Raw genomic sequence first — 23,202 nt, forward strand, 5'->3', positions numbered from 1 at the left:
TCGTTCGGGTCAGTCGGTCGCCCAGAGGCTGGGCGCCGGTGGTTCAGTGCGTGATGTGGCCGAGTGCCTCTGAGATGGCATCGGCGGTCGCGATCGCGTGCGGCGCCATCGCCTCCATCTGCGCCTCGTCGTGCTCGACGGCGATCGAGGAGATCGAGAGGCCGTACTTGACCGTGCCTGTGTGGTCGCGGATCGGGGCGGCGACGCAGACGACGCCGGGCACGTTCTCCTCACGGTCGCGCGCGTAGCCCTTGGCGCGGACGTCGGCAATCTCGGCGCGCAGCCCCTCGATCGTGGTGATGGTGTGCGCGGTACGCGCCGTCAGGCCTGCACGGGCGACGAAACGCTCGAGCTCCTCGTCGCTCCAGTCCGCGAGGACGACCTTGCCGATGCCCGACGAGTGCATCGGGATCGCGTGGCCCACCCGCGACGGCATCTGGTAGGGCTTGTCGGAGTCGCTCCGCACGAGGTAGACGATCTCGTCGCTCGCGACGACGCCGACGTGGACCGTGCAGTGCACGAGCGCGACGAGCCTCTCGACGTGCGGGCGGGCGATCGAGGAGATGTCGATGTTCTCGAGAGCCCGGCCCGCAAGGGTGAGGATCTTGGGGCCGGGCTGGAACTGCCCGTCCGAGGACACGAGGATGAACTGGCGCTCCTGGAGCGTCGCCAGGATCCTGTGCGCCGTCGCCTTCGCGAGCCCGGTCGCCTCGACCACGTCCGTGAACCGAGAGTGCGTGAGCGCGGCCTCGAGGACGAGGAGAGTCTTCTCGCTCGCGCTCGCGCTCGCGGTGCGCGTGGTCGGCTCGGTCATGTCGTTCCCCTGTCTCGTCGCGCAGATCAGCGCATGTCGGTGACGGCGAAGCCGTCCATGTCGTCGAACGACTGATTCTCCCCGGCCATGCCCCAGACGAAGGAGTAGGACGCGGTCCCGACCCCCGAGTGCACGGACCAGCTCGGCGCGATGGTCGCCTCGCGGTTGCCGACGACGAGGTGACGCGTCTCGGTCGGCTCCCCCATGAGGTGGATGACGCGGGCGTCCTCGGGAAGGTCGAAGTAGAGGTAGGCCTCCATGCGCCGGTCGTGCGTGTGCGCGGGCATGGTGTTCCACATGCTGCCGGGGTGCAGCGTGGTGACGCCCATGACGATCTGGCAGGACTGGACGCCGTTCTCGTGGATGTACTGGTTGAGCGTGCGCCGGTTCGAGGTGAGCGCGTCGCCGAGCTCGCGGACGTTGCCGTGGCCTGCCTCGACGAGCGTCGTCGGGTACGCCGTGTGTGCGGGTGCGCTCATGACGTAGAACGCTGCGGGAGCCTCGGCGCCTTCGTCCGACGCGAAGGAGACGTCCTTGACGCCGCGCCCGAGGTAGAGGCACGAGCCCTTCGTGAGCGTGTACGTGGTCCCGTCCGCGGTGATCGTCCCGGTCCCGCCCACGTTGATGACCCCGGCCTCGCGGTGCTCGAGGAAGTACTCGGACCGGATCTCGGGGAACGTCGGCAGGTCGAGAGGCTTGCTGGTCGGGCTGACTCCCAGGAGGACGACGCGGTCCTGGTGGGTGTAGACGGCGCCGACAGCGTCGTCCCGGAAGAGGTCCTGGACGAGGTAGCGCGAGCGCAGCTCTGCCGTGTCCATCCCGGGCACGTGCTCGGGGCTGGTGGCGTAACGCTGTTCCATGAGGTTTCTTCTCCTATATATAGGGAGGACTTGCGAGGTGGCCCGGGTGCCGGCCCGCTCGGGGGGACGGGCGCGGCACCCGGACGGGTCAGAGGAGTCCGAGCGCCGTCGGCAGCCAGGTGGAGAGCTGCGGGACGAATGCGACGACGATCAGCACGACGACGAGGGCGAGGAAGAACGGGACGAGCCGCCTGATCACGTCCTCGATCCTGAGGTTCGCGACCTTCGCGCCGACGAACAGCACGGGGCCTACCGGGGGTGTGATCGTGCCGATGCTCAGCGCGAAGCACATGATGATGCCGAAGTGGATCGGGTCCATCCCGAAGCTCGTGACGATGGGCAGGAAGATCGGCACGAAGATCAGCACTGCGGGGGTCGGGTCCATGAAGCACCCGATGACCAGGAGCATCAGGAGGATGAGCAGGACCAGGACGATGGAGTTGTCGGAGACGGAGAACATCGCGTCGGCAACCATCTGCGGGATCTTGGCGAAGCTCATCACCCAGCCCATGATCGAGCTGACTCCGACGAGGAACATGACGATCGCGGTCGTCCGGGCGGAGTCGAGCAGGATCGGGAAGAGGTCCTTGACCTTGATGCTCCGGTAGATGAACGACAGCACCAGCGCGTAGACGACTGCGATGCACGACGCCTCGGTCGGGGTGAAGATGCCACCCAGGATTCCGCCGATCACGACGACGATGAGCAGGAGCGACGGGATCGCATCGACGACGACGAGCGTTCGTGTCTTCATCGGGACGCGCTCGGTGAGCTTGAGCTCGGAGCGCTTGCGTGCGTAGAGGTAGACGATGATCATGCACGCGAGCGCCCAGAGGATGCCGGGGATGTAGCCGGCGACGAACATCGCGGCGATCGACGTGCTCGAGACGAGCGAGTAGACGATCATCAGGTTGCTCGGGGGGATCAGCATCCCGGACGGCGCCGACGCGATGTTCGTGGCTGCGGCGAAGTTCCTGTCGTAGCCCTCCTTCGCCTGGAGCGGGCCCATCGTCGAGCCCACGGCCGCGACCGCTGCGACGGCCGAGCCGGAGACTGCTCCGAAGAGGGCGTTGGCGGCGACGTTCGTCTGGGCGAGCGATCCGGGCATGCGTCCGACGAGCACCTTCGCGGCGTTGATGAGCTTGAGTGCGATTCCGCCGTTGTTCATGATGACGCCGGCTAGCACGAAGAATGGTATGGCGAGCAACGAGAAGTTGTTGATGCCGCGGAACATCTGTTGCGCGGACGTGAGCATGCCGTTCTCGAACCCGAGCGCCGAGACCATGGCGAGCGCCGACGAGAGGCCGACGGCGACGGAGATCGGCGCGCCTGCGAGCAGCAGGACGACGAGACCCACGACGAGGACGAGCCCTGCGAGAGCTGCGGTTTCCATCTGCGACCCTCCTTACAGGACGTCCGGCTCGGTGTCCGTGAGCACGCCGGACTCGGCACGCCGCAGGATCGCGACCAGATGGTAGAGCGTGTAGAAGATGATGAGCACGCCCGAGACCGGCAGTGCGGTGTAGAGCCAGCCCACGTTGACGGGGAGCCCTGTGAGGTTCTGGTCCCACGCGAGCGCCGAGACCTTGTACCCGCCGTAGACGAGCACGAGCGCCGCGAACAGGAGGATGGCGACCTGCACGAGGACGCCGACCCAGTGCTGGAGCTCGCGAGGCAGCTTGGCCACGGCGAAGTCCACGAAGATGTGGCCGCGTTCGCCGAACACGAGGGCGGACCCGAAGAGCCCGAGCCAGATGAAGAGGTACTTCGCGAGCTCTTCCGACCAGCCGCTCGGGCTGTCGAGCACCTGTCGCGTGAACACCTGCCAGGTCACATCGACGACGAGCGCACCGAACAGGATGACGCAGAACCACGCGAGCGCCCTGTCCAGGCCTGTCTTGATCTTGTTCATGGTGTAGTCCTCAGATCCGCCCCCGTGAGGGTCACTTGGCCGCGGCGCGGATCTTCTCGTAGATGCCCTTGACGGTGTCGTTCGAGAGCTTCTCGGTGATCAGCGGCTCGAGCGCGGTGCGGAACGCCTCGGCGTCGACCTCGTTGAACTCTGCGCCAGCCTTCTTGGCGATGTCGATCGAGCGGGTCACCTCGTCGTCCCAGTAGCCGGCCTCGGCGGTGAGGGCCGTCTGGACCTCTTCCTTGAACGCGGCTCGGTCGGCCTCGGACATGCCTTCGAGGATCTTCGGGTTCGTGATGAGGAAGTCCGGGAACATCAGGTGACGCGTGTACGAGTAGTACTTGGCGATCTCGGCGTGCTTGAGGTTCGCGTAGATCGACTCGTTGTTCTCGGCGCCGTCGAGGACGCCGGACTGGATGGCGGTGTAGACCTCGCCCTGACCCATCGGGGTGCCGGAGCCACCCATGAGCTCCATCATCCGCAGGTTGGTGTCGGACTCGATGACCCGGATCTTCATCCCGGCCAGGTCGGCAGGCGTGTTGATCGGCTTCTCGGAGTTGTAGACGGAGCGGATGCCGCCGTGGAAGCCCGCGACGACCTCGATGTTGGAGCTCTTGAGGGTCTCGAAGATCTCGCCGGAGATCTCCGGGTTGTTGACGGTCTCGCGCTGGTGGTCCTTGCTGTCGAACGTGAACGGCAGGTTGAAGACCACGAAGTCTGGGTTGAAGTTCTCGAGCAGCGAGCCGGCGACCATCGCGAAGTCGACCGAGCCTGCCTGGACCAGCTCGAGCGTGTCCTTCTGGGTGCCGAGCGTCTCGTTCGGGAACACCTCGAGGTCGTAGCGGCCGTCGGTGCGCTCCTTGAGGCGGTCACCGAGCTCCGAGATGGCCTTGTACTGCGGGTGGGTCTCGGTCTGGTTGAACGCGACCTTGAAGACCTTCGTGCTGCCCTCGTCATCCGAGCTGCAGGCGGTCAGACCGAGAACCCCCATGGCTCCGATCGCGAGAATCGAAACGACCTTGTTTCGCTTCATGAGGTGGCTCCTCTCGAGGGCTGACGCTGGTGGGCCGCAAAAGTGCTGGGGGCCGGTCCGATGCTCGACATCGAGCGGAGGTGATCGAACGACCTTGTTGCGATCCCACACCGTCACCCGCGACGATGTGATTCAGAATGGAACTCAGTTCCAGTGGACGGAACTAGTAAGCCATGGTCTTCCGAGCAAGTCAACCCACAGCATCTCGAGGAAGAGAGTCCGATGACTGACAACCGTGCCACTGCGCCCCGCACCCACCTCACGCTGGGCTCGTACGCGTTAGCACCCCACCCCGGGCAGGACGAGGCCACGTTCTATGCCGCTCTGCGTGACGTCACGTTCGACGCGTACGAGCTGCCCGTCCCCACCTCGGACGCGGCTGCGCACGTCACGTCCTGGATCCTGAAGCACCTCCCCGACGACCGGGACGTCGTCCTCACAGCTATCCCGAGCACGATGCGTCGGCTGGGCGAGAGCCCGGGGTACGGGCTCGCGTCCAGCGACGACGAGGGCCGTCAGGCGGCCCTGACCGACCTCGCGGTCGTGGGCGAGCTGGCGCAGCGGCTCGCCGACGCGTCCGGCCGTCGGCGAGTCGTGGCGGTCGAGGTCCACTCGGCGCCAGGTCCCGACGGCGGGAACGCTCGCGGGGGCGCTCCGGGCTCGTCGGAAGCACTCGCGAGCTCGCTCGCGGACATTGCGGGGTGGGGCACGGGAGCGCGGATCGTCGTCGAGCACTGCGACAGGCTCGTCTCGGGGCAGCGCCCGGAGAAGGGCTTCTTCTCGATCGCGGACGAGATCGCGGCTGTGCGCCGCGCCGTCGACCTGGGCCTGCCTGCGGCCGACGACGGCGGCTCACCTCTCGGGGTCGCGCTCAACTGGGGGCGGTCGGCAATCGAGGCGCGCGACGCTGCGGCGCCCGTCGCGCACGCCCGGGCAGCCGCGGCTGCGGGTGTGCTGCGGGGCGTGATGCTGTCGGGGGCGACGCCCGAGGCGAGCGAGTGGGGCGAGCCGTGGACGGACGCTCACATCCCGCCGCGGGGTGCGGCCGCTGCGCTCGCAGCGTCGGCCACGTCCGCGCTCGACGTCGAGCAGGCCCGAGCGACGTTCGCGGCTGCGGCCGGAGGCCTCGACTTCGTCGGGGCGAAGGTCTCGGCACGCCCGCTCCGCGCGAGCGTCACCGACCGGGTGGCCCTCGCCGAGGCGACGCTCGCTCTCGTGCGCACAGCGTACGGAGCCTAAAACCATGCGAGGCGCGGCGACCAGGCATCTCCGGCTGCGGTCGCCGCGCGTCTGCCCTGGTCCGGGCCCCACAGCGCCTGGGCCTCAGCTCGAGACGAGCCCGGAGAGCTCCGGCGCCGGGTCGCGCAGCAGCTGCGCCAGGCGGGTCAACGACTCGCTGACTGCCGCTCGCTTCGTCGGGTCGGCATATCTGTCGAGCATCGACACGCCGACAGCGCAGGGCCGCGTGCCTGCGACGCCGGGAACGGCGACAGCAAGGCCCACGACGTGCTCGAACGTCCGTCCGTCGTCGACCCCGTAGCCGCGCTGCCGCGTGCGTTCGAGCTCTTCCTCGAGGACGCGCTCGACCACGGAACCGTCGGACGCCTCGGCGACTGCCCGGACAGCCTCCGCGCGTCCAGCATCGTCGAGCGCGGCAAGCATCACCTGACCGACGGCGGTCGTCGTGGCAGGCAAGCGGTCCCCGACGGAGGCTGAGACGCGCAACGGTGCCGTGCCATCGTGCCGCGCGAGGTACAGGACGGCGGGGACGCGCCGACCGGAGGTCACCATCTCGTCGAGCACGGCGAGCTGCACGACCTCCTCGCGGAGCACCGGGTCCCGCCGGCACACGGTGACGAACTCACGCACCGGCTCGAACTGACGGACGTACGCTCCGCCCAGCGCGACGGCCGAGCGCCCGAGGCGCATCCCGCCGTCGGCCCGCTCGATGTAGCCCGCGCCCTCGAGCTCCGCGCACAGCGCAGACGTCGAGGACTTGGGCGCACCCAGCGCCCGGGACAGCTCGCTCAGGGTGCGCGCCTCGCCGCGCGAGGCGGCGAGGATCTCGAGCAGCGCGATCGCACGCGCGACCGCCGGGACGCTCACGCGAGATCCTCAGGACGGATGCGGTTGCGCAGCGGCGCGCCCGCGAGCAGCCGGCGCGCATTGTCGGCGGCGAGCCGCGCTATGCGAGCGTCCTCGGCGTCGCTCAGCGCCGCGGTGTGCGGGCTGAGGAGCACTCGGGGGTGCGCCCAGAGCGGGCTCGTCGGATCGAGCGGCTCGTGCACGACGACGTCCAGCGCCGCGAACCCGACCTGACCGGTCTCGAGCGCGTCGACGAGCGCCCGCTCGTCGATCACGGTCCCGCGACCGACGTTGACGACCGTCACGCCGCGCCGCGCAGCGCCGAGCAGGTCGTCGTCGACGAGTCCTGTCGTCCCCGGCGCTCCCGGCAGCGTCACGATGATCGCGTCCGCCTCCCCGACGACGTGGACCACCTCGCCGAGCCCGACGACACGCTCGAGGCCGGGCACCTCGACCGGCGACCTGTTCGCGCCGATGACGCGAGCACCGACGGCGCTCAGCAGGCGCGCACAGTCGCGACCGATGTTCCCGAGCCCGACGACGAGGACCGTCTGCTCGTGGACCTGGCCCATGGCCCAGCGCGGTGCCCACTCGCGCGCCCTCTGGTGCGCCTGGAGCCTCGGCAGATCCTTCGCCCCGGCGAGGACGCCCAGGAGGGCGAACTCGGCGAGCGTCCCGCCGTGCACCCCGGCCGAGGTCGTGAACGCGATCCGGTCGAGCGCACCGTCAGGCAGGCGCGCAGCCGCGACCTGCGAAGCTCCGCCCGCGGCCATCGTCTGGACCCAGCGCAGCCGCGGGTTGGCCGCGACCGTGCGTGCGAGCGCCGCCGGGGACACATCGGGGATGCCGTAGAGCGCCTCGGCTGTGTCGACGAGCGCTTCGAACGCCGCCTGCTGCTCGGGGGTGCGCCGGAACGCCGGGTCACCGTCGTGGTCGCCCGGGTAGCGCATCGGGGGGAGCAGCGCGTGGTCACGGACGAGCTCGAGGCCAGGCGCCTCCCTCTCGAGCTGGACGCACAGCTCCTCGGGGAGCGGGGTGGCGAGAACCATGCGGAGCGTGTTCGACATGGAGAACAGTATTCACCATGTCGAACATCTCGGCTAGGGTGGCTCGCATGGACGCACAGGCGATCGAGGGAGATGTCGGTTTCGTGGGGCTCGGGACGATGGGTGCCCCCATGGCCGGGCACCTGCTCCGCGCACTCGGCCCCGGGCGGCTGCACGTCACGGCCCGCCGCCGCGACGCCGCCGCCGACCTCGTCGCAAGCGGCGCCGTCTGGCACGCGACAGCCCGCGAGGTCGCTGCCGCGAGCACGACCGTGGTGCTGATGGTTCCCGACCTCCCCCAGGTCCGGCAGCTGCTCGAAGGTCCGGACGGTCTGCTTGCCGGCGCAGGCGACGACCTGCTCGTCATCGTGAGCTCGACCTCGTCGCCGCGGGGCGTGCGCGACCTCGACGCCGAGCTCCGCTCGAGGACCGCGAGCGCCGTCCGGGTCGTCGACGCCCCGGTGTCCGGCGGCGAGGAGGGCGCGCAGGTGGGCTCTCTCGCGATCATGGTCGGCGGCCCCGAGGGCGATGCGGCGCGCGCGTGCGCCACGCTCGCGCCCTGCGGGCGACCAGAGCACCTTGGCCCGCTCGGCGCAGGACAGGTCGCCAAGGCATGCAACCAGATGATCGTCGCTGCGACCGTGACGGCCCTCGGTGAGGCGAGCGTCCTCGCCGAGCGCGCGGGGCTCGACGTCGCACGTCTTCTCGCGCTCCTCGGCACCGGGTACGCCGGGTCACGCATCCTCGACGTCAAGGCACGGCGTTTCGCCGAGCACGACCACTCGCCGTCGGGTGCCGCGAAGTTCATGGTCAAAGACCTCGGCTTCGCGACCGAGGAAGCAGCCCGCACCGGAACGGGCACCCCGCAGCTCGATGTCTTGAGGTCCGTGTTCGCCGATCTCACGGATGCCGGTCTGGGCGAGCAGGACACCGCAGTCGTGCAGGCGTGGATCGGGCAGCTCGCACGCAGCACCGCTGTCGCGTGATCTGCATCACATCATCAGCGTGGGGGCCCACCGGTTGTCGAGGGCGCGCGTACGCACGCGATATCACCTTGCACGCCTCCGCACCAGACCCTGCGGTCCCTCATCCGGGCTCTCCCCCGTCGGGCGCGGGGTTATCGTTCCCGTGAACCCGTGCCCGTCGACGAGGACGAACCATGACTGACAAGAACGCGATCCTGGGGAAGCTCACCCCGGGCTCCCGGCGGAACTTCCTGGATACGCTGCGCGCCGAGAACACCGGCGCGATCCTCCTGCTCCTCGGCGCCGTCGTCGCACTCGTCTGGGCGAACTCACCGTGGGGCGACAGCTACCGCAACCTCTCCTCGCTCCGGTTCGGCCCGTCCGCGGTGCACCTCGATCTCACCGTCGCGCAGTGGGCGACCGACGGGCTTCTCGCGATCTTCTTCTTCGTCGTCGGCGTGGAGCTCAAGCGTGAGATCGTCGACGGCCAGCTGCGGCGCCCCTCGACCGCGATCGTGCCGATCGTCGCAGCCGTCGGCGGCATGGCCGCGCCAGCGCTCCTCTACACCGCCGTCAACACGTTCGGCAACGGCGACCCCCAAGGCTGGGCCGTGCCGGTCGCGACCGACATCGCGTTCGCGGTCGCCGTTCTCGCGATCGCCGGAAGAGGGCTGCCGACCGCCCTGCGAGCGTTCCTGCTCACGCTCGCCGTCGTCGACGACCTTCTCGGCATCATCGTCATCGCCGCCTTCTACACCGAGTCTCTCGACTTCCTCGCGATGGCAGGAGCCGGTCTCGTGATCGCCGCCTTCGCCGCCCTCGTCCGCAAGCACGGCGGCGCGTCGCCCTGGCTGCTGGTCCCCCTCGCTGTCCTCGCATGGGCGCTCATGCACGCGTCCGGCATTCACGCCACGATCGCAGGGGTCTTGCTCGGGTTCACCGTTCCCGCCCTTCCCCGCGCCGGCGAGCGGCACAGCCTCGCCGAGCACTACGAGCACCGGTGGCGGCCCATCTCCGCCGGCTTTGCCGTCCCGGTGTTCGCGCTGTTCGCCGCCGGTGTCACGATGACGCCCGACGCCCTGCGCGACGCCCTCGGCAACCCGGTCGCGATCGGCGTCGTCCTCGGCCTCGTCGTCGGCAAGCCCCTGGGCATCACCGCCGCCACCTGGCTGCTCGTGCGCCTCACCCGAGCGACGCTCGACGCGGCGCTGCGCTGGCTCGACGTCATCGCCGTCGCCTGCGTCGGCGGCATCGGCTTCACCGTGGCCCTCTTGATCGGCGAGCTGTCGTTCGAGCCTGGATCACCGGACAGCGAAGCCGGCAAGGCCGCGATCCTCGTCGGGTCGCTGCTGTCCGCCCTTCTCGGAGGCCTGCTGCTGGCCTGGCGCTCGCGCGTGCACCGCGCCGCGGCCGTCCGCGCCGACGACGTGCAGGTTCGCACCCAGGAGGATCCGCCGCACAACGGCTAGGATCGTCCAGGCTGAGCGGGCACCGAGGCAAGGACAGAGGCGACGAGCGACGTGAGCGACCACAGCTATGGGGTCATCGAGGCGGGCTCCGGCCACCTCGGGCACGTCACGTGGGCCGCCTTCGGCCCGACCGACTCCCCTCTTCCCCCGGCGGTGCTGGTCCACGGTCTCGGCGACTCGGCCGCGTGCTGGCCCGGCATCGTCGAGCACCTCGCCGAGCAGCGCCTCGTCATCGTCTCCGACCTGCGAGGTCACGGCGACTCCCCTCTCCCCGACGGCCCCGTCACGGTGCGCGCGCTCGCGGACGACCTCGCCGTCGTCGTGCACCGCGTCGCGCAGCGGCCCGCCGCGCTCATCGGGCACTCGCTCGGCGCGCTCGTCGCACAGGATCTCGCGCTGCGCGGACCGGCGCTCGTCTCGGCACTCGTGCTCGAGGACCCGGCCTGGACGGCGGACGACACCACCTTCCCCGACGTCGCGCGCATCCTGCGCGAGCTGAACACCACCCCGTACGCGCGGCTCCTCGCGTCCGTCACCCGCGACCACCCGAGCTGGCCAGCCGCCGAGGCAGCCCCCTGGGCGACGTCGAAGCGTCAGCTGGACCCTCGTTTCCTCGACCGTGCCACCGGCTTCTCCCAGGACTGGGTCTCACCCCTGGCCACGCTCGCACCCGACGGCGAGTTTGCGACGACCGTCCTGCTCGGCCAGGAAGAGCTCGGCGGGATGATCCCCGGCGCGATGGCCGTGCGCGCCGAGGAGCTGCTCGAAGGCAAGGGTGAGGTCTTCGTCCTCGCCGCCGGACACGACGTCCGGCGAGAGCAGCGCGCCACCTACCTCCAGCTGCTCGACGAGGCCCTCGCGGCTCACCCGGCAGGCTGAGCCGCGCCGCGCCCTGCCGCGCGCCGCCGGGCTGCCGCGCGCCCGCCCTGCCGCGTGCCCGCCCTGCCGCGCTATGCCCTGCCGCGTGTTGCCCGCCCCGCGCGGACAATCCGCGTGACGTATGTCGTTCCTCGCGAGGTAGGGCCTTCCCCGCGTATCAGGGCCCTGCAACGCCCTACCTCGCATGCCGACCCCTACCTCGAGTGCAAGCCCCTGCCTCGCGACGCACCTCGGCGCCCTCGCGTGGCCGTGGGCCGCGGCACGGGGCGCCGGACCTGTCCCGCGGGGTCGCAAGGCGACGCTCTCGCGGGCCGACGCCGCTGAGCGCCCGACTACAGGTCAGCCGGGCGACGGCGCGGTCGACGACTCGGGTTCGAGGAGGAGGACCGCGTCATGGTGGGTCCGCAGCGCGGTTGCCGGGACGGCGGGTCCGACGGGCGCGGAGAGCGTCGCCGCGATCGCGGCGGCCTTGCGCCGCTCGGGCACGTTGACAATGATCTTCTGGCCTGCGAGCAACCCCGGCACGGTCGTGGAGATCGCACGGTCGGGCACGTCGTCGATCGACTCGAAGTGGCCTTCACCGACCTCTTGTCGTCGTGACGCCTCCGCGAGTGCGAGGACACGCACCCACCGCGGGTCGGAGAACCATGCGGCGTGGGGTTCGTTGAGGCCGATGTGGGCGTTCTCGCCGATGCCGAGGACGACGACGTCGATCGGGTCCTCGCGCAGCAGCGCCTCGTATCGCTCGGCCTCGGCGAGTGGAGACGTGACGTCGCCGCGGAGCCGGTGAACGATCCCGGGCTGGAACGGTGTGACGAGGTGCTCCTGGATCCACGTGCCATATGCGGCTGGGTGGCCGTCGGGCAGGCCGACGTACTCAGCGACCTGGAAGATCGTGACCGCAGCCCATGGGATGTCCTTGCCCGGGAGGGCGCGGACGAAAGGAAGCTGCGCGTTGCCGGTTCCGATGAGGACGCGCGCCTCACCGTGCTCCCGGACGACGCCGCGGATCGCGTCAGCGAACAGGGTCGCGGCGCGGTCGCCGAGCGCGTCGGCGTCCTCGTGGACCTCGACGGTGAGGCCGTCGACGGCGAATGTCATAGGGATGTAACTACCAGCCAGACGCCACGCCGTCGAGGTTATGGTTGACCTTCCCACCGGATCGGGTGTATTTATCCCCATTCGCGCGCTGCGCGTGAGACGAACGACGGAGGTCCCCGGCACTCCTGGTGCCGGGGACCTCCGTCGCGTCTGTGCTGCTGAGGGCTCAGGCGCCTGCGCTGAGCTGCCCCTCGCCGCCGCTCGAGCTTCCCTTCGAACCGGTCGACGCGGGAACCGCGATCGACTCGATCTCAGGAACCTCCGAGGTCGGTGCACCGGGCTTGCGCGGCTCGCCACGGAAGGTGAACTCCCCGAGCGGGGCCTCACCCTCGGCGTCGACCACGATGTTCTCGCCGGCTTTGAGGTCTCCGAAGAGGATCTTCTCGGAGAGCACGTCCTCGATCTCTCGCTGGATCGCGCGGCGCAGCGGGCGCGCGCCGAGCACCGGGTCGTAGCCCTTGTCGGCGAGCAGGCTCTTGGCGGCGGGCGTGAGCTCGACGCTCATGTCCTTGTCCCGGAGCCGCTTGTCGAGGCGGGCGATCATCAGGTCGACGATCTGGACGATCTCCTCGTGCGTGAGTTGCGGGAACACCACGACGTCGTCGACACGGTTGAGGAACTCAGGCCGGAAGTGCTGCTTGAGCTCGTCGTTGACCTTGCCCTTCATGCGCTCGTAGTCGGTCGACAGCTCGCCGGACGCCGCGAAGCCGGTCATCACGCCCTTGGCGATGTCCCTCGTGCCGAGGTTCGTCGTCATGATGATGATCGTGTTCTTGAAGTCCACGACGCGGCCCTGCGAGTCGGTCAGGCGACCGTCCTCGAGGATCTGCAGGAGCGAGTTGAAGATGTCGGCGTGCGCCTTCTCCACCTCGTCGAACAGGACCACGGAGAACGGACGGCGGCGCACCTTCTCGGTGAGCTGGCCACCCTCGTCGTAGCCGACGTAGCCGGGAGGCGAGCCGAACAGGCGCGACACCGTGTGCTTCTCGGAGAACTCCGACATGTCGAGCTGGATGAGCGCGTCCTCGTCACCGAAGAGGAACTCGGCGAGCGCCTTGGCGAGCTCGGTCTTGCCGACACCAGTCGGCCCGGCGAAGATGAACGAGCCACCGGGACGCTTCGGGTCCTTGAGCCCGGCGCGCGTGCGGCGGATCGCCTGCGAGATCGACTTGATGGCGGCCTCCTGGCCGATGACCCGCTTGTGCAGCTCGGTCTCCATCTTGAGGAGCCGCGAGGACTCCTCCTCGGTCAGCTTGAAGACGGGGATGCCCGTGGACTGCGCGAGCACCTCGGCGATCAGGTCCTCGTCCACCTCCGCGACCGAGTCGAGGTCCCCGGACTTCCAGGCCTTCTCACGGTCGGCGCGCTGGGCGGTGAGCTGCTTCTCCTTGTCGCGCAGGCCGGCGGCCTTCTCGAAGTCCTGCTCGTCGATCGCGGACTCCTTGTCGCGGCGCGCCTCGGCGATGGCCTCGTCGAGCTCGCGGAGCTCCGGCGGCGCGGTCATGCGGCGGATGCGCAGGCGCGCGCCTGCCTCGTCGACCAGGTCGATCGCCTTGTCCGGGAGGAAGCGGTCGTTGATGTAGCGGTCCGCGAGGGTTGCCGCAGCGACGAGCGCGCTGTCCGTGATGGACACACGGTGGTGCGCCTCGTAGCGGTCGCGCAGGCCCTTGAGGATCTCGATCGCGTGCTCGAGGTTCGGCTCGGCAACCTGGATCGGCTGGAAGCGGCGCTCGAGAGCGGCGTCCTTCTCGATGTGCTTGCGGTACTCGTCGAGGGTGGTCGCACCGATCGTCTGCAGCTCGCCGCGGGCGAGCATCGGCTTGAGGATCGACGCCGCGTCGATCGCGCCCTCGGCGGCACCGGCACCGACGAGGGTGTGGATCTCGTCGATGAACAGGATGATGTCGCCGCGGGTGCGGATCTCCTTGAGGACCTTCTTGAGGCGCTCCTCGAAATCACCGCGGTAGCGCGACCCGGCGACGAGCGCGCCGAGGTCGAGCGTGTACAGCTGCTTGTCCTTCAGCGTCTCCGGGACGTCGCCACGGACGATGTCCTGGGCGAGGCCCTCGACGACGGCCGTCTTGCCGACGCCGGGCTCACCGATCAGGACAGGGTTGTTCTTGGTGCGGCGCGACAGGACCTGCATGACGCGCTCGATCTCCTTGGACCGACCGATCACGGGGTCGAGCTTGCCCTCGCGGGCGGCCTGAGTGAGGTTGCGCCCGAACTGGTCGAGGACGGCCGAGCCGGCCGGCTGCCCCTCGTTCGGGGCGCCCGCAGCGACCGGCTCCTTGCCCTGGTAGCCGGACAGGAGCTGGATGACCTGCTGGCGCACACGGTTGAGGTCGGCGCCGAGCTTCGTCAGCACCTGGGCGGCGACGCCCTCGCCCTCACGGATGAGGCCGAGCAGGATGTGCTCGGTGCCGATGTAGTTGTGGCCGAGCTGCAGGGCCTCGCGGAGCGAAAGCTCGAGCACCTTCTTGGCGCGCGGCGTGAACGGGATGTGGCCCGACGGCGCCTGCTGGCCCTCGCCGATGATCTCCGTGACCTGCTGACGCACGGCGTCCAGCGAGATGTTCAGGGACTCGAGCGCCTTGGCGGCGACCCCCTCACCCTCGTGGATCAGACCGAGCAGGATGTGCTCGGTGCCGATGTAGTTGTGATTGAGCATCCGTGCCTCTTCTTGGGCAAGGACGACCACCCGACGCGCTCTGTCGGTGAATCTCTCGAACATCTGCTGCTCCTCACGAGCGGCGTTCACCCGCGCCGGATAGCGCACAGGTCTGACCGCTTCGACTCTAACCAAGCGAGGGGTGCCGTGATGCCCGTGTTCGCCATGGGCGTGACACCTCGCCGGAGCGGGCGCGGGGGCACCGTGACCGCCCGGCGGGACGTCCGTCACGTTCCGCGTCAGGCGCCGCCACGGTCAGGTACGCTCCCACCGTGAACATCCGGCAGAGCGCTCTCCAGCCCGCGTCGACGTCGTCGTCGCTGCGCTGTTGCTGCCTGCCCGCAGGCACCTTCGGGTGTCCCTGTCAGCGCTGAGGCGCTGCCCCTGCACCCGGCTCGGGTGCCCGACGTCGTCGCGACCCCTGGTCGCCGTCGTCCCCTCCCCGTCGCTGACGTGAGCCTCCCCGCACCGGCCTGAGCGCTGGCGCTGCGAGCACCCGTCCGACACCTCCCCGGCGCTCCGCCCACCCTCAGGCTGCGCCTCCCGAACGGCCGCGACATCCTGGACCTTGCGGACATACGTCCGCCGGTCCGGCGTCGCTGTCACCACCCCTCAGGAGAACCATGAACATCCGTAGGTCTGTCGCCGCCACCGCCGTCGTCCTGTCTGCGCTCGCACTCGCCGCGTGCTCGTCCGACGGCGACGAGAAGACCGCTGCCGACCCGGTCGCCGCACTCAAGGAGTCCGGCGTCCTCAAGGTCGGCACGGAGGGCACGTACGCGCCGTTCACCTTCCACGACCCGACGTCGGGCGAGCTGACCGGCTACGACGTCGAGGTCATCACGGCCGTCGCGGAGAAGCTCGGCGTCAAGCCGGAGTTCTCCGAGACGAAGTGGGACTCCATCTTCGCGGGCCTCGAGGCCAAGCGGTACGACGTCGTCGCGAACGAGGTCACCATCAACGACGAGCGCGCCGCGAAGTACGACCTGTCCGACCCGTACTCCGTGTCCGTCCCGGTCGTGATCGTGCCGGCGGACGACACCGAGCTGACGGACCTGGCCGGCTTCGAGGGCCGCACCGCCGCCCAGACGGCGACGTCCAACTGGGGCGCGCTCGCGCGTGACAACGGCGCGAAGGTCGAGCCGATCGACGGCTTCACGGAGGCCGTCACCGCCGTCCGGGACGGCCGCGTCGACTTCACTGTCAACGACAACCTCGCGGCCCTCGAGTACCTCACCTCGACCGGTGACACGAGCGTGAAGATCGCGTTCGAGATCCCTGAGGAGAAGGTCGTGCAGGCGTTCGCGCTGCGCAAGGACTCGGGTCTCGTCGCGGAGATCAACAAGGCGCTCGGCGAGCTCGCGGCCGACGGGACTCTCGCCTCGATCGGTGAGAAGTACTTCGGCACCGACATCTCGAAGTGACGGCGACGGCCCTGACGAGCGGAGGTCTCACGATGTTCGGCATCGACGACCAGCTGCAGCAGCTGCTCCTCGACTCGCTCGTGCCCCTGCTCGTCGGGGCCGTGCGCGGCACGATCCCGCTGACGCTGCTGTCGTTCACGATCGGCCTCGTCATCGCGCTCGTCGTCGCGCTCGCCCGCATCTCCCGGTGGCGCGTGCTGCGCTGGGTCGCGCGTGCGTTCGTGTCCCTCATCCGCGGCACACCGCTGCTCGTGCAGCTGTTCATCATCTTCTACGCGCTGCCGTCGCTGGGCATCGTGATCGACCCGTTCCCGTCGGCGATCGTCGCGTTCTCGCTCAACGTGGGCGGCTACGCGGCCGAGGCGATCCGGGCGGCGATCCTCTCGGTGCCGCGAGGGCAGTGGGAGGCTGCGCAGACGGTCGGCATGTCGTACGCGACGACGCTGCGCCGCGTGATCCTGCCGCAGGCTCTTCGCGTCGCGGTCCCGCCGCTGTCCAACACGTTCATCTCGCTCGTGAAGGACACGTCGCTCGCGTCGTCGATCATGGTGACCGAGCTGTTGCGCAAGGCGCAGGAGATCGCGGCGCCGTCGTACGAGTTCCTTGCGCTGTACTCGCTGGCCGCCGTCTACTACTGGCTGATCTGCACCGTGCTCTCGGCGGTGCAGTCGCGGCTCGAGAGCCGCCTGGAGAGGTACGTGACCGTATGACCGCCCCCGCTCTTCTCGAGGTCGAAGACCTGCACAAGTCGTTCGGCGACAACGAAGTGCTGCGCGGCATCGACCTGCGCGTCGACCGCGGCTCCGTGACGGTGCTGATCGGCCCGTCCGGTTCCGGCAAGACGACGCTGCTGCGCTGCCTCAACGCGCTCGAGACGCCGCAGCGCGGCGTCGTCCGGGTTGACGACGTCGCCGTGGACTTCGCGACGTCGCCCACGCCGGCAGACCTGCGCCGGCTGCGCGCCGGCTCCGGGATGGTGTTCCAGGCGCACCACCTGTTCCCGCACCGCACGGCGCTGCAGAACGTGACCGAGGGGCCGATCTACGCGCAGAAGGCTCCGCGGGCACAGGCGGAGGCACAGGCTCGCGAGCTGCTCGCGAAGGTCGGGCTCGCCGACAAGGTGGACGCACTGCCTGCGCAGCTGTCAGGCGGGCAGCAGCAGCGCGTGGGGATCGCGCGGGCGCTCGCGCTGCGTCCGGCTCTGCTCCTCTTCGACGAGCCGACGTCGGCCCTCGACCCAGAGATCGTCGGCGAGGTGCTCACGGTCATGCGCGACCTCGCTGCCGAGGGCTGGACGATGGTCGTCGTCACGCACGAGATCCGCTTCGCGCAGCAGGTCGCCGACCACGTCGTGTTCCTGGACGGCGGGGTCGTCGTCGAGGAAGGCCCGCCGTCCGAGGTGCTGACCGCGCCCCGCGAGGAGCGGACGCAGCGGTTCCTCAAGCGCGTCCTGGACCCGCTCGGAGAGTAGGGCGTACCCCTCGGATCCACAGATCCGCGACATGTGTGGCGAGCCGCTCGGCGGATCGCTACCTTGCTCACCATGCCCGCAACCCGCTCGTCCGCCCTGCGCTGTGCCTCCGTCTTGCTCGCACTCGCGCTGATCACTGGCTGCACGAGCGAGGCAGCACCCTCACCGACCGCGACGGCGGCCACCCCGGCAGCGAGCGCGTCACCGACCGCGACGCCGACCGTCTCAGCGACCTCCGATCCGACGATCGAGAAGATCACGACACCTCCGCCTGTGCCTGCAGACCTCACGACGCCCGGAAAGGTCGGGTCGAAGGCAGCGGTCGAGCACTTCGTGGCGCTGTACGGGTACACGCTCAACACCGGCGACACGTCGCTGCTTCGGGCGGCCTCGACCGAGACGTGCGAGTACTGCCTCGACCTCGCCGAGGGGATCGAGGAGGGCCACGAGTCGGGCTGGGAGTATGTCGGCGAGCAACTCAGGATCGAGAGGATCGAGCTATACGAGCCCGAGTCCTCGGAGAACAGGCACCTCTGGGTCGTAGCGGCAGAGGTGGCGCCGTCACAGAGAACATCACCTGATGGCGAGCGGGCTACCCAGCCGACGAAGTCTCATACGACGGCACTTCTGGCGGTCTGGACGGGCCACCAGTGGAAGGTCACCAGTCGTCTGAACGTGCGAGAGGGGACCGGGACAGCGTCATGAGTCGTCCCTTCTGGACCGTCGCTGTCGCCGCCGCCGTCGCGTTCACAGCGCCGTTGCCGACGCTGAGAGCTTCAGACCTTCTTGGTGACGACCCCGTGGAGGCGTGGGACTCGAACGCTGAGAGAGAGACCATCGAGCTCGGCGCCCGGAGAAGCGATGAGAGAGGCACGAAGACGAAGCCCCGAACTCGCCCGATCGGGGGCCCGCCTCTCGTCGAGTCTCGGGTGATTGATCCGGCGATGTGTCAGCCTGGCTCGTCGGTCACCTACGACCCGGCGTACTCCTACCGGTGCGACGGGTTCGATCTCGAGTGTGCGGAAGGGGAGATCCTCCAGCCGCCGCGTGAGACGCGTAGCCGCCTCACCGGCACCGCGGAATGGGGTCCGTGGACCGCCCTGTCTTCGTGGCAGTGCGTGACCCCGGAGGAAGGCGACCTGATCGGCGACGTACGTTCCGCATTCGCCGAGATGACGCTGACGCCCTCGCCGATCACGGTGATCGACGGGCGAGGCTGGACGTTCGTGCAGATCGATACCGTCATCTACTCCGACGCCGAACCCCAGACCCTCGCCACCACCGTGGGCGGCACGCCTGTCGAGCTGCGGGCCACCCCCGTCGAGTGGCACTGGGACTTCGGCGACAAGTCCAAGCCTCTGACGACCACCACGCCCGGTGGCCCCTACCCGGACAAGAGCGTCTCGCACGTCTACACGCGACTCGACACCTACCAGGTCACGCTCACCACCACCTGGCAGGGCCAGTGGCGTCTCGTCGGTGAGACCACCTGGCGCGACGTGGACGGGCAGAACGTCACCACCAGCACCTCCGAGCCCTTCACCACCCACGAGATCCGCACCCGCCTCGTCACACCACCCAGCTGAGCGGCGCGGGGGAGGCATCCTTCCCGCGAGCGCCGGGAGCACAAGGAGCGTCGGGGAACCCGCTCGAGGACGCGTCGCCGCCCACAGCCAGCCACGAACAGGGCCTCGTCGCGCGCGTCACTCGACGTCGGCGACCGCAGTCCGAGGGAGCAGCGGCACCGCGACGAGGCACAGTGCGATCAGAGCGAGCAGCGCGAGGAGCGTCGTGGTGACGGCCGCGACGTCACCACGGGGCAGCAGCGTCAGGAAGACACTGGTGACCAGGGCGGAGCCGATCCCGTTGGCCACCTGCTGCACGGCGCTGAGCGAACCGCTGGCCGAGCCCGCTTCCTCGGGGGCGACGTCGCCGAGGGCGGTGTTGAAGACAGAGCTGAAGCAGATGCCCGCTCCTAGCCCCATGAGGAGCGTCGCGGTCCCGGTCTGCCACCACTGCGGGTCGAGCCCTCGCGCCTGGACGACGACGAGGAGGACGCCGATGCCCGCCATGATGACCCCGAGCCCGAGGGCGACAAGCCGGCGGGCGAGCTTCACGACCAGCGCGGCCGCCACGCCGGATCCGGCCATGATGCCCAGGGTCAAGGGGACGAGCTGGACGGCCGTCTGCGTCGGGGTGTATCCGAGGCTGTACTGGAAGAACAGGGAGAGGACGTACATCAGTCCGCCGAAGCCTGCGAAGACCAGCAGGCCGACCACCATGCCGGCGGTGAAGCCTCGGTTGGTGAGCAGCGTGCGAGGGAGCAGCGGTGCGGCGGTGCGGGTCTGACGCCGCGCGAACCCAGCAAGGAGGAACACGCCGACGACGAGCGCCCCGACGGAGACGCTGGTCCATCCGCTGCTCGACCCGTCGATGAGCCCGAAGAGGACTCCGAAGAGGGCGATCGTGAGCAGGGCGCTGCCGAGCGTGTCGATAGGTGTCTGCTGATGGCGCGGGACCGTGGGGAGGAACCGGAGGGCCAGGACGAACGCGACGCCACCCAGCAGGAGGTTGATGAGGAAGATCGGGCGCCAGTGCAGCCCGAAGAGGTTGGCGTCGATGAGCACGCCGCCGAGGATGGGGCCGGCTATCGCGAACACTCCGAGCATCGGCGCGAAGACGCTGAACGCCTTCCGGAGGACGGGCTTGGGGAAGGTGGCGGCCATGATCGCCATCCCTTGCGGGATGAGGAGCGCGCCGAAGATCCCCTGGCCGGCCCGGGCTCCGATCAGCATCGCTGGGGAGGTCGCCAGTCCCGCTGCCACGGATGCGAGCACGAATCCGCCCATGCCGACGAGGAAGGTGCCCTTCTGGCCGAACTTGTCCCCGAGACGCCCGCCGAGCACGAGCAGCGACCCGAGGGCGAGGGCGTAGGCGGCGCCGAGCCACTTGATCAGGCTGTCGTCCGCGCCGAGGTCGGCGACGATCGACGGTGCGGCGATGTTCGTGATGGCGGCGTCCATGAGATCCATGGCGTCTGCGAGGAGCACGACGATCAGGGTGAGCCATACCCCTCGTGTCGTGAGTTCGGGTGAGTGCGTGGTGGTCGTGGTGGACATGAGAACCCCTTCCGGGGCGGCGTCCGTCGTCGTCCCGAACGCGATCGTAACGAACATGTTCGTCACGATCAATCGTACGATGACTGCATGGCCCGTCCTGAACCCGTCAGCCGCCGCGAACGCCCTGCCAAGCCGGCCCTCTCCCGTGCGGCGATCATCGACGCCGCGATGAGGCTCCTCCGCGAGGAGGGTGCGCGCGCCCTGACGATGCGCCGCCTCGCCGCGCAGCTCGACACCGGGCCTGCATCGCTTTACGTGTACGTGCGCAACACGACCGAGCTCAACGCCCTGCTCATCGACCGGCACCTCGCAGAGCTCGACCTGAGGTGGGACCGCACCGAGGACCCCCGCGCGCGGATCCACCGGGCGCTGCTCGACTACACGCACCTGCTCGCCAGCCAGCCCGCTCTCGCCCAGGCGGCTCAGGTGACCTGGCCAGAGGGGACCCACTACCTCGACCTGCTCGAGCTCCTCCTCCAGGCGCTGCACGCGCTCGGGCTCGACACCGCGACGGCCGCCCGTGCCGTCGACCTGCTCCTGCAGCTCGCTACCGCATCGGCGACGGAGTGGGCGGCACGCTCGGCCACCGACGCCCAGCAGCTCGCCGACCTGGAGTCCACCCTCGCGTCCGCCGACCCGGCCCGGCATCCCGCGCTCGTCAGCGCCGGGGCACCCGCGTTCACGGCGGGCACACCCCACGAGCGCAACACGTGGGCCATCGACGTGCTGCTCGACGGCCTGCTCCAGTCCGCATCCCCCCACCGCTGGTCAGGAACGTGAACAGCGCGTCCTGAAGAGCCGCCCCAGCACCATGGATCCGCGCTCATCGAAACGTTACGATGGCGTAGCGGAAGAATGATCGCCCCGCATCCCCCGAGCTCGGAGCCCGACCCCCATGGCGAGGAACCTCACCACCGGCACGCCCTGGCGCGTCATCGGCGTCTTCATGGTGCCCTTGCTCATCGGCAACGTCGTCCAGCAGCTCTACCAGGTCACCGACGCGATGGTCGTCGGTCGCACGCTCGGTGTCGACGCGCTCGCTGCGGTCGGGGCGACCGGCTCGCTCCTGTTCCTGCTGCTCGGCTTCGCCTTCGGGATGACGTCCGGCTTCGCGATCCCGACGGCGCAGGCGTTCGGTGCCGGTGACCTCGCCGCGGTCCGCCGATCGGTCGCCGCGGGGACGCTGCTCACCGGGGCTGCGAGCATCGTCGTGACGGTGGGCGGCCCGCTCCTCGCGGGCACGGCGCTGCGCCTGCTCGGCACGCCGGAGGAGCTGGTCCCGCAGGCGACGACGTTCGCGGTCGTCACGTTCGCCGGCGCCGCCACGACGATGTACTTCAACTTCCTCGCGGCGATCATCCGCGCGATCGGCGACTCCCGCACCCCGCTGCTCTTCCTCGTCGTGTCGTGCCTGCTCAACATCGGGCTCGTCCTCGCGATCGTGCGCGGCGCAGGCTACGGCGTCGGCGGTGCGGCGCTCGCGACCGTGGTCGCGCAGCTCGTCTCGGTCGTCCTGTGCCTCCTCTACGTCCGCAGCCGCGTGCCCGTCCTGCACGTGCACCGCGCCGACTGGCGCGTCCCCCGCGCCGACCTGCGCGAGCACCTGCGCATCGGCCTGCCGATGGGCTTCCAGATGTCGATCATCGCGATCGGCGCGGTCGCGGTGCAGGTCCGGCTCAACACGCTCGGTGCGGACGCCGTCGCGGCCTACACGACGGCGCTGCGCGTCGACGGCATCTCGATGGCCGTCATGTCCTCACTCGGCATCGCCGCCTCGACGTACACCGCGCAGAACTACGGCGCCGGCCGCTACGACCGCATCCGCAGCGGCATCAGGCAGGCGATCGTCATGGCGGTCGTCGCAGCGCTCACGATCGGCGCGGCCCTCGCGCTCTGGGGCGGGCAGATCGTGCAGCTCTTCGTCGGCAGCAGCGAGGAGCAGGTGGTCGACATGGCTGCGCTGTTCCTCCTCGTCAACGGCTCCTTGTACTGGGTGCTCGCGGTGCTGTTCGTGGTGCGCGGGGCGCTCCAGGCGCTCGGCCGCACGTTCGCGCCGACGGCGAGCGGCGTCGTCGAGCTCGGCATGCGCATCGGCGCGGCCATGATCCTGGGCGCGGCGTACGGCTTCCCGGGCGTCGTGTGGGCCAACCCGCTCGCATGGGCAGGCTCGGTCGCGGTGCTGCTGCCCGGGTACGTGCTCGCGCGCCGTGCACTCCAGCCGGGCTCCCCCGGCCGCCCCATCACGACGCCGGAGCTCGCCGCCGCGGAGCCCGTCGCACTCGGCGCGGCAGCGCCCGGGGCCTCGACCCCGGACGCACGCCCCGCCTCGGTCCCGCCCGCGCAGTGAGCCCGC

General features: G+C 69.7%; 21 protein-coding genes. 11 read left to right on the top strand and 10 right to left on the bottom strand.

The features are described 5' to 3' along the window. Positions 1-43 precede the first annotated feature (43 nt). The 5 genes from HF995_RS03945 to HF995_RS03965 form a co-directional block, all read right to left on the bottom strand. Positions 44-814, bottom strand: a complete 771-nt coding sequence (locus HF995_RS03945) for an IclR family transcriptional regulator (RefSeq protein ID WP_168446467.1) — start codon at positions 812-814, stop codon at positions 44-46. Positions 815-840: 26 nt separating this feature from the next. Next, on the bottom strand, positions 841-1,674 hold the full coding sequence (gene kduI, locus HF995_RS03950) for a 5-dehydro-4-deoxy-D-glucuronate isomerase (protein ID WP_168446468.1): 834 nt from the start codon (positions 1,672-1,674) through the stop codon (positions 841-843). Positions 1,675-1,762: 88 nt separating this feature from the next. After that, on the bottom strand, positions 1,763-3,067 hold the full coding sequence (locus tag HF995_RS03955; RefSeq protein ID WP_168446469.1) for a TRAP transporter large permease: 1,305 nt from the start codon (positions 3,065-3,067) through the stop codon (positions 1,763-1,765). Between the two features lie 12 nt (positions 3,068-3,079). Then, entirely contained in the window at positions 3,080-3,586 is a 507-nt protein-coding gene (locus HF995_RS03960) for a TRAP transporter small permease (protein WP_168446470.1), read from the bottom strand. Between the two features lie 31 nt (positions 3,587-3,617). After that, positions 3,618-4,619: a TRAP transporter substrate-binding protein gene (locus tag HF995_RS03965; RefSeq protein ID WP_168446471.1), complete on the bottom strand. Its 1,002-nt coding sequence runs from the start codon at positions 4,617-4,619 to the stop codon at positions 3,618-3,620. Positions 4,620-4,841: 222 nt separating this feature from the next. On the opposite strand from HF995_RS03965, the gene HF995_RS03970 reads away from it, so the two are divergent. Continuing rightward, positions 4,842-5,858 carry a DUF4862 family protein gene (locus tag HF995_RS03970; RefSeq protein ID WP_168446472.1) on the top strand — a complete coding sequence of 339 codons (1,017 nt, stop codon included), beginning with the start codon at positions 4,842-4,844 and terminating at the stop codon, positions 5,856-5,858. A gap of 84 nt (positions 5,859-5,942) precedes the next feature. On the opposite strand, the gene HF995_RS14055 is transcribed toward HF995_RS03970, so the two are convergent. Both HF995_RS14055 and HF995_RS03980 read right to left on the bottom strand, forming a co-directional pair. Further along, positions 5,943-6,725, bottom strand: coding sequence for an IclR family transcriptional regulator (locus HF995_RS14055; protein ID WP_168446473.1), 783 nt, complete (start codon positions 6,723-6,725; stop codon positions 5,943-5,945). Beyond that, positions 6,722-7,771, bottom strand: a complete 1,050-nt coding sequence (locus HF995_RS03980) for a D-2-hydroxyacid dehydrogenase (protein ID WP_168446474.1) — start codon at positions 7,769-7,771, stop codon at positions 6,722-6,724. Before HF995_RS03980 ends, HF995_RS14055 begins: the two co-directional genes overlap by 4 nt. Before the next feature lie 47 nt (positions 7,772-7,818). Here HF995_RS03980 and HF995_RS03985 point away from each other — a divergent pair, with 47 nt between their 5' ends. The 3 genes from HF995_RS03985 to HF995_RS03995 all read left to right on the top strand — a co-directional run bounded on the left by HF995_RS03985 (position 7,819) and on the right by HF995_RS03995 (position 11,063). Continuing rightward, positions 7,819-8,736 carry an NAD(P)-dependent oxidoreductase gene (locus tag HF995_RS03985; RefSeq protein WP_168446475.1) on the top strand — a complete coding sequence of 306 codons (918 nt, stop codon included), beginning with the start codon at positions 7,819-7,821 and terminating at the stop codon, positions 8,734-8,736. A gap of 173 nt (positions 8,737-8,909) precedes the next feature. After that, the gene (gene nhaA, locus HF995_RS03990) at positions 8,910-10,184 is read left to right on the top strand and encodes a Na+/H+ antiporter NhaA (protein ID WP_168446476.1); all 1,275 of its coding nucleotides are present in this window, start codon (positions 8,910-8,912) and stop codon (positions 10,182-10,184) included. Between the two features lie 51 nt (positions 10,185-10,235). After that, positions 10,236-11,063: an alpha/beta fold hydrolase gene (locus tag HF995_RS03995; protein WP_168446477.1), complete on the top strand. Its 828-nt coding sequence runs from the start codon at positions 10,236-10,238 to the stop codon at positions 11,061-11,063. Between the two features lie 339 nt (positions 11,064-11,402). Here HF995_RS03995 and HF995_RS04000 read toward each other — a convergent pair whose 3' ends face one another. After that, the gene (locus HF995_RS04000) at positions 11,403-12,164 is read right to left on the bottom strand and encodes a 6-phosphogluconolactonase (protein WP_168446478.1); all 762 of its coding nucleotides are present in this window, start codon (positions 12,162-12,164) and stop codon (positions 11,403-11,405) included. Between the two features lie 166 nt (positions 12,165-12,330). Next, a complete protein-coding gene (locus HF995_RS04005; protein ID WP_168446479.1) occupies positions 12,331-14,898 on the bottom strand; it encodes an ATP-dependent Clp protease ATP-binding subunit in 2,568 nt (855 codons plus the stop codon). A 560-nt stretch (positions 14,899-15,458) separates the two neighbouring features. On the opposite strand from HF995_RS04005, the gene HF995_RS04010 reads away from it, so the two are divergent. The 5 genes from HF995_RS04010 to HF995_RS04030 all read left to right on the top strand — a co-directional run bounded on the left by HF995_RS04010 (position 15,459) and on the right by HF995_RS04030 (position 19,316). After that, positions 15,459-16,259, top strand: a complete 801-nt coding sequence (locus HF995_RS04010) for a transporter substrate-binding domain-containing protein (protein ID WP_168446480.1) — start codon at positions 15,459-15,461, stop codon at positions 16,257-16,259. 32 nt (positions 16,260-16,291) lie between these two features. Beyond that, complete coding sequence (locus HF995_RS04015) at positions 16,292-16,969, top strand: amino acid ABC transporter permease (RefSeq protein ID WP_168446481.1); 678 nt, start codon at positions 16,292-16,294, stop codon at positions 16,967-16,969. Next, positions 16,966-17,730: an amino acid ABC transporter ATP-binding protein gene (locus HF995_RS04020; protein WP_168446482.1), complete on the top strand. Its 765-nt coding sequence runs from the start codon at positions 16,966-16,968 to the stop codon at positions 17,728-17,730. Before HF995_RS04015 ends, HF995_RS04020 begins: the two co-directional genes overlap by 4 nt. A 273-nt stretch (positions 17,731-18,003) precedes the next feature. Beyond that, complete coding sequence (locus tag HF995_RS04025) at positions 18,004-18,435, top strand: DUF6318 family protein (RefSeq protein ID WP_168446483.1); 432 nt, start codon at positions 18,004-18,006, stop codon at positions 18,433-18,435. 413 nt (positions 18,436-18,848) lie between these two features. Next, the gene (locus tag HF995_RS04030; RefSeq protein WP_168446484.1) at positions 18,849-19,316 is read left to right on the top strand and encodes a PKD domain-containing protein; all 468 of its coding nucleotides are present in this window, start codon (positions 18,849-18,851) and stop codon (positions 19,314-19,316) included. 117 nt (positions 19,317-19,433) lie between these two features. Here HF995_RS04030 and HF995_RS04035 read toward each other — a convergent pair whose 3' ends face one another. Further along, complete coding sequence (locus HF995_RS04035) at positions 19,434-20,906, bottom strand: MFS transporter (protein WP_210727067.1); 1,473 nt, start codon at positions 20,904-20,906, stop codon at positions 19,434-19,436. 30 nt (positions 20,907-20,936) lie between these two features. Here HF995_RS04035 and HF995_RS04040 point away from each other — a divergent pair, with 30 nt between their 5' ends. Beyond that, positions 20,937-21,629: a TetR/AcrR family transcriptional regulator gene (locus HF995_RS04040; RefSeq protein ID WP_168446485.1), complete on the top strand. Its 693-nt coding sequence runs from the start codon at positions 20,937-20,939 to the stop codon at positions 21,627-21,629. A 115-nt stretch (positions 21,630-21,744) separates the two neighbouring features. Continuing rightward, positions 21,745-23,196 carry an MATE family efflux transporter gene (locus HF995_RS04045; protein ID WP_168446486.1) on the top strand — a complete coding sequence of 484 codons (1,452 nt, stop codon included), beginning with the start codon at positions 21,745-21,747 and terminating at the stop codon, positions 23,194-23,196. Positions 23,197-23,202 lie beyond the last annotated feature (6 nt).

Source organism: Sanguibacter hominis ATCC BAA-789, from assembly GCF_012396185.1.
Lineage (GTDB): Bacteria > Actinomycetota > Actinomycetes > Actinomycetales > Cellulomonadaceae > Flavimobilis > Flavimobilis hominis.

Coding starts and splice junctions, on each gene's coding strand:
- HF995_RS04015 (WP_168446481.1), top strand. CDS start 16,292: ATGTTCGGCATCGACGACCAGCTGCAGCAGCTGCTCCTCGACTCGCTC.
- HF995_RS03965 (WP_168446471.1), bottom strand. CDS start 4,619: ATGAAGCGAAACAAGGTCGTTTCGATTCTCGCGATCGGAGCCATGGGG.
- HF995_RS03970 (WP_168446472.1), top strand. CDS start 4,842: ATGACTGACAACCGTGCCACTGCGCCCCGCACCCACCTCACGCTGGGC.
- HF995_RS03960 (WP_168446470.1), bottom strand. CDS start 3,586: ATGAACAAGATCAAGACAGGCCTGGACAGGGCGCTCGCGTGGTTCTGC.
- HF995_RS04020 (WP_168446482.1), top strand. CDS start 16,966: ATGACCGCCCCCGCTCTTCTCGAGGTCGAAGACCTGCACAAGTCGTTC.
- HF995_RS04010 (WP_168446480.1), top strand. CDS start 15,459: ATGAACATCCGTAGGTCTGTCGCCGCCACCGCCGTCGTCCTGTCTGCG.
- HF995_RS03985 (WP_168446475.1), top strand. CDS start 7,819: ATGGACGCACAGGCGATCGAGGGAGATGTCGGTTTCGTGGGGCTCGGG.
- kduI (WP_168446468.1), bottom strand. CDS start 1,674: ATGGAACAGCGTTACGCCACCAGCCCCGAGCACGTGCCCGGGATGGAC.
- HF995_RS03945 (WP_168446467.1), bottom strand. CDS start 814: ATGACCGAGCCGACCACGCGCACCGCGAGCGCGAGCGCGAGCGAGAAG.
- HF995_RS04040 (WP_168446485.1), top strand. CDS start 20,937: ATGGCCCGTCCTGAACCCGTCAGCCGCCGCGAACGCCCTGCCAAGCCG.
- HF995_RS04035 (WP_210727067.1), bottom strand. CDS start 20,906: ATGTTCGTTACGATCGCGTTCGGGACGACGACGGACGCCGCCCCGGAA.
- nhaA (WP_168446476.1), top strand. CDS start 8,910: ATGACTGACAAGAACGCGATCCTGGGGAAGCTCACCCCGGGCTCCCGG.
- HF995_RS04005 (WP_168446479.1), bottom strand. CDS start 14,898: ATGTTCGAGAGATTCACCGACAGAGCGCGTCGGGTGGTCGTCCTTGCC.
- HF995_RS03980 (WP_168446474.1), bottom strand. CDS start 7,771: ATGTCGAACACGCTCCGCATGGTTCTCGCCACCCCGCTCCCCGAGGAG.
- HF995_RS04000 (WP_168446478.1), bottom strand. CDS start 12,164: ATGACATTCGCCGTCGACGGCCTCACCGTCGAGGTCCACGAGGACGCC.
- HF995_RS03955 (WP_168446469.1), bottom strand. CDS start 3,067: ATGGAAACCGCAGCTCTCGCAGGGCTCGTCCTCGTCGTGGGTCTCGTC.
- HF995_RS04045 (WP_168446486.1), top strand. CDS start 21,745: ATGGCGAGGAACCTCACCACCGGCACGCCCTGGCGCGTCATCGGCGTC.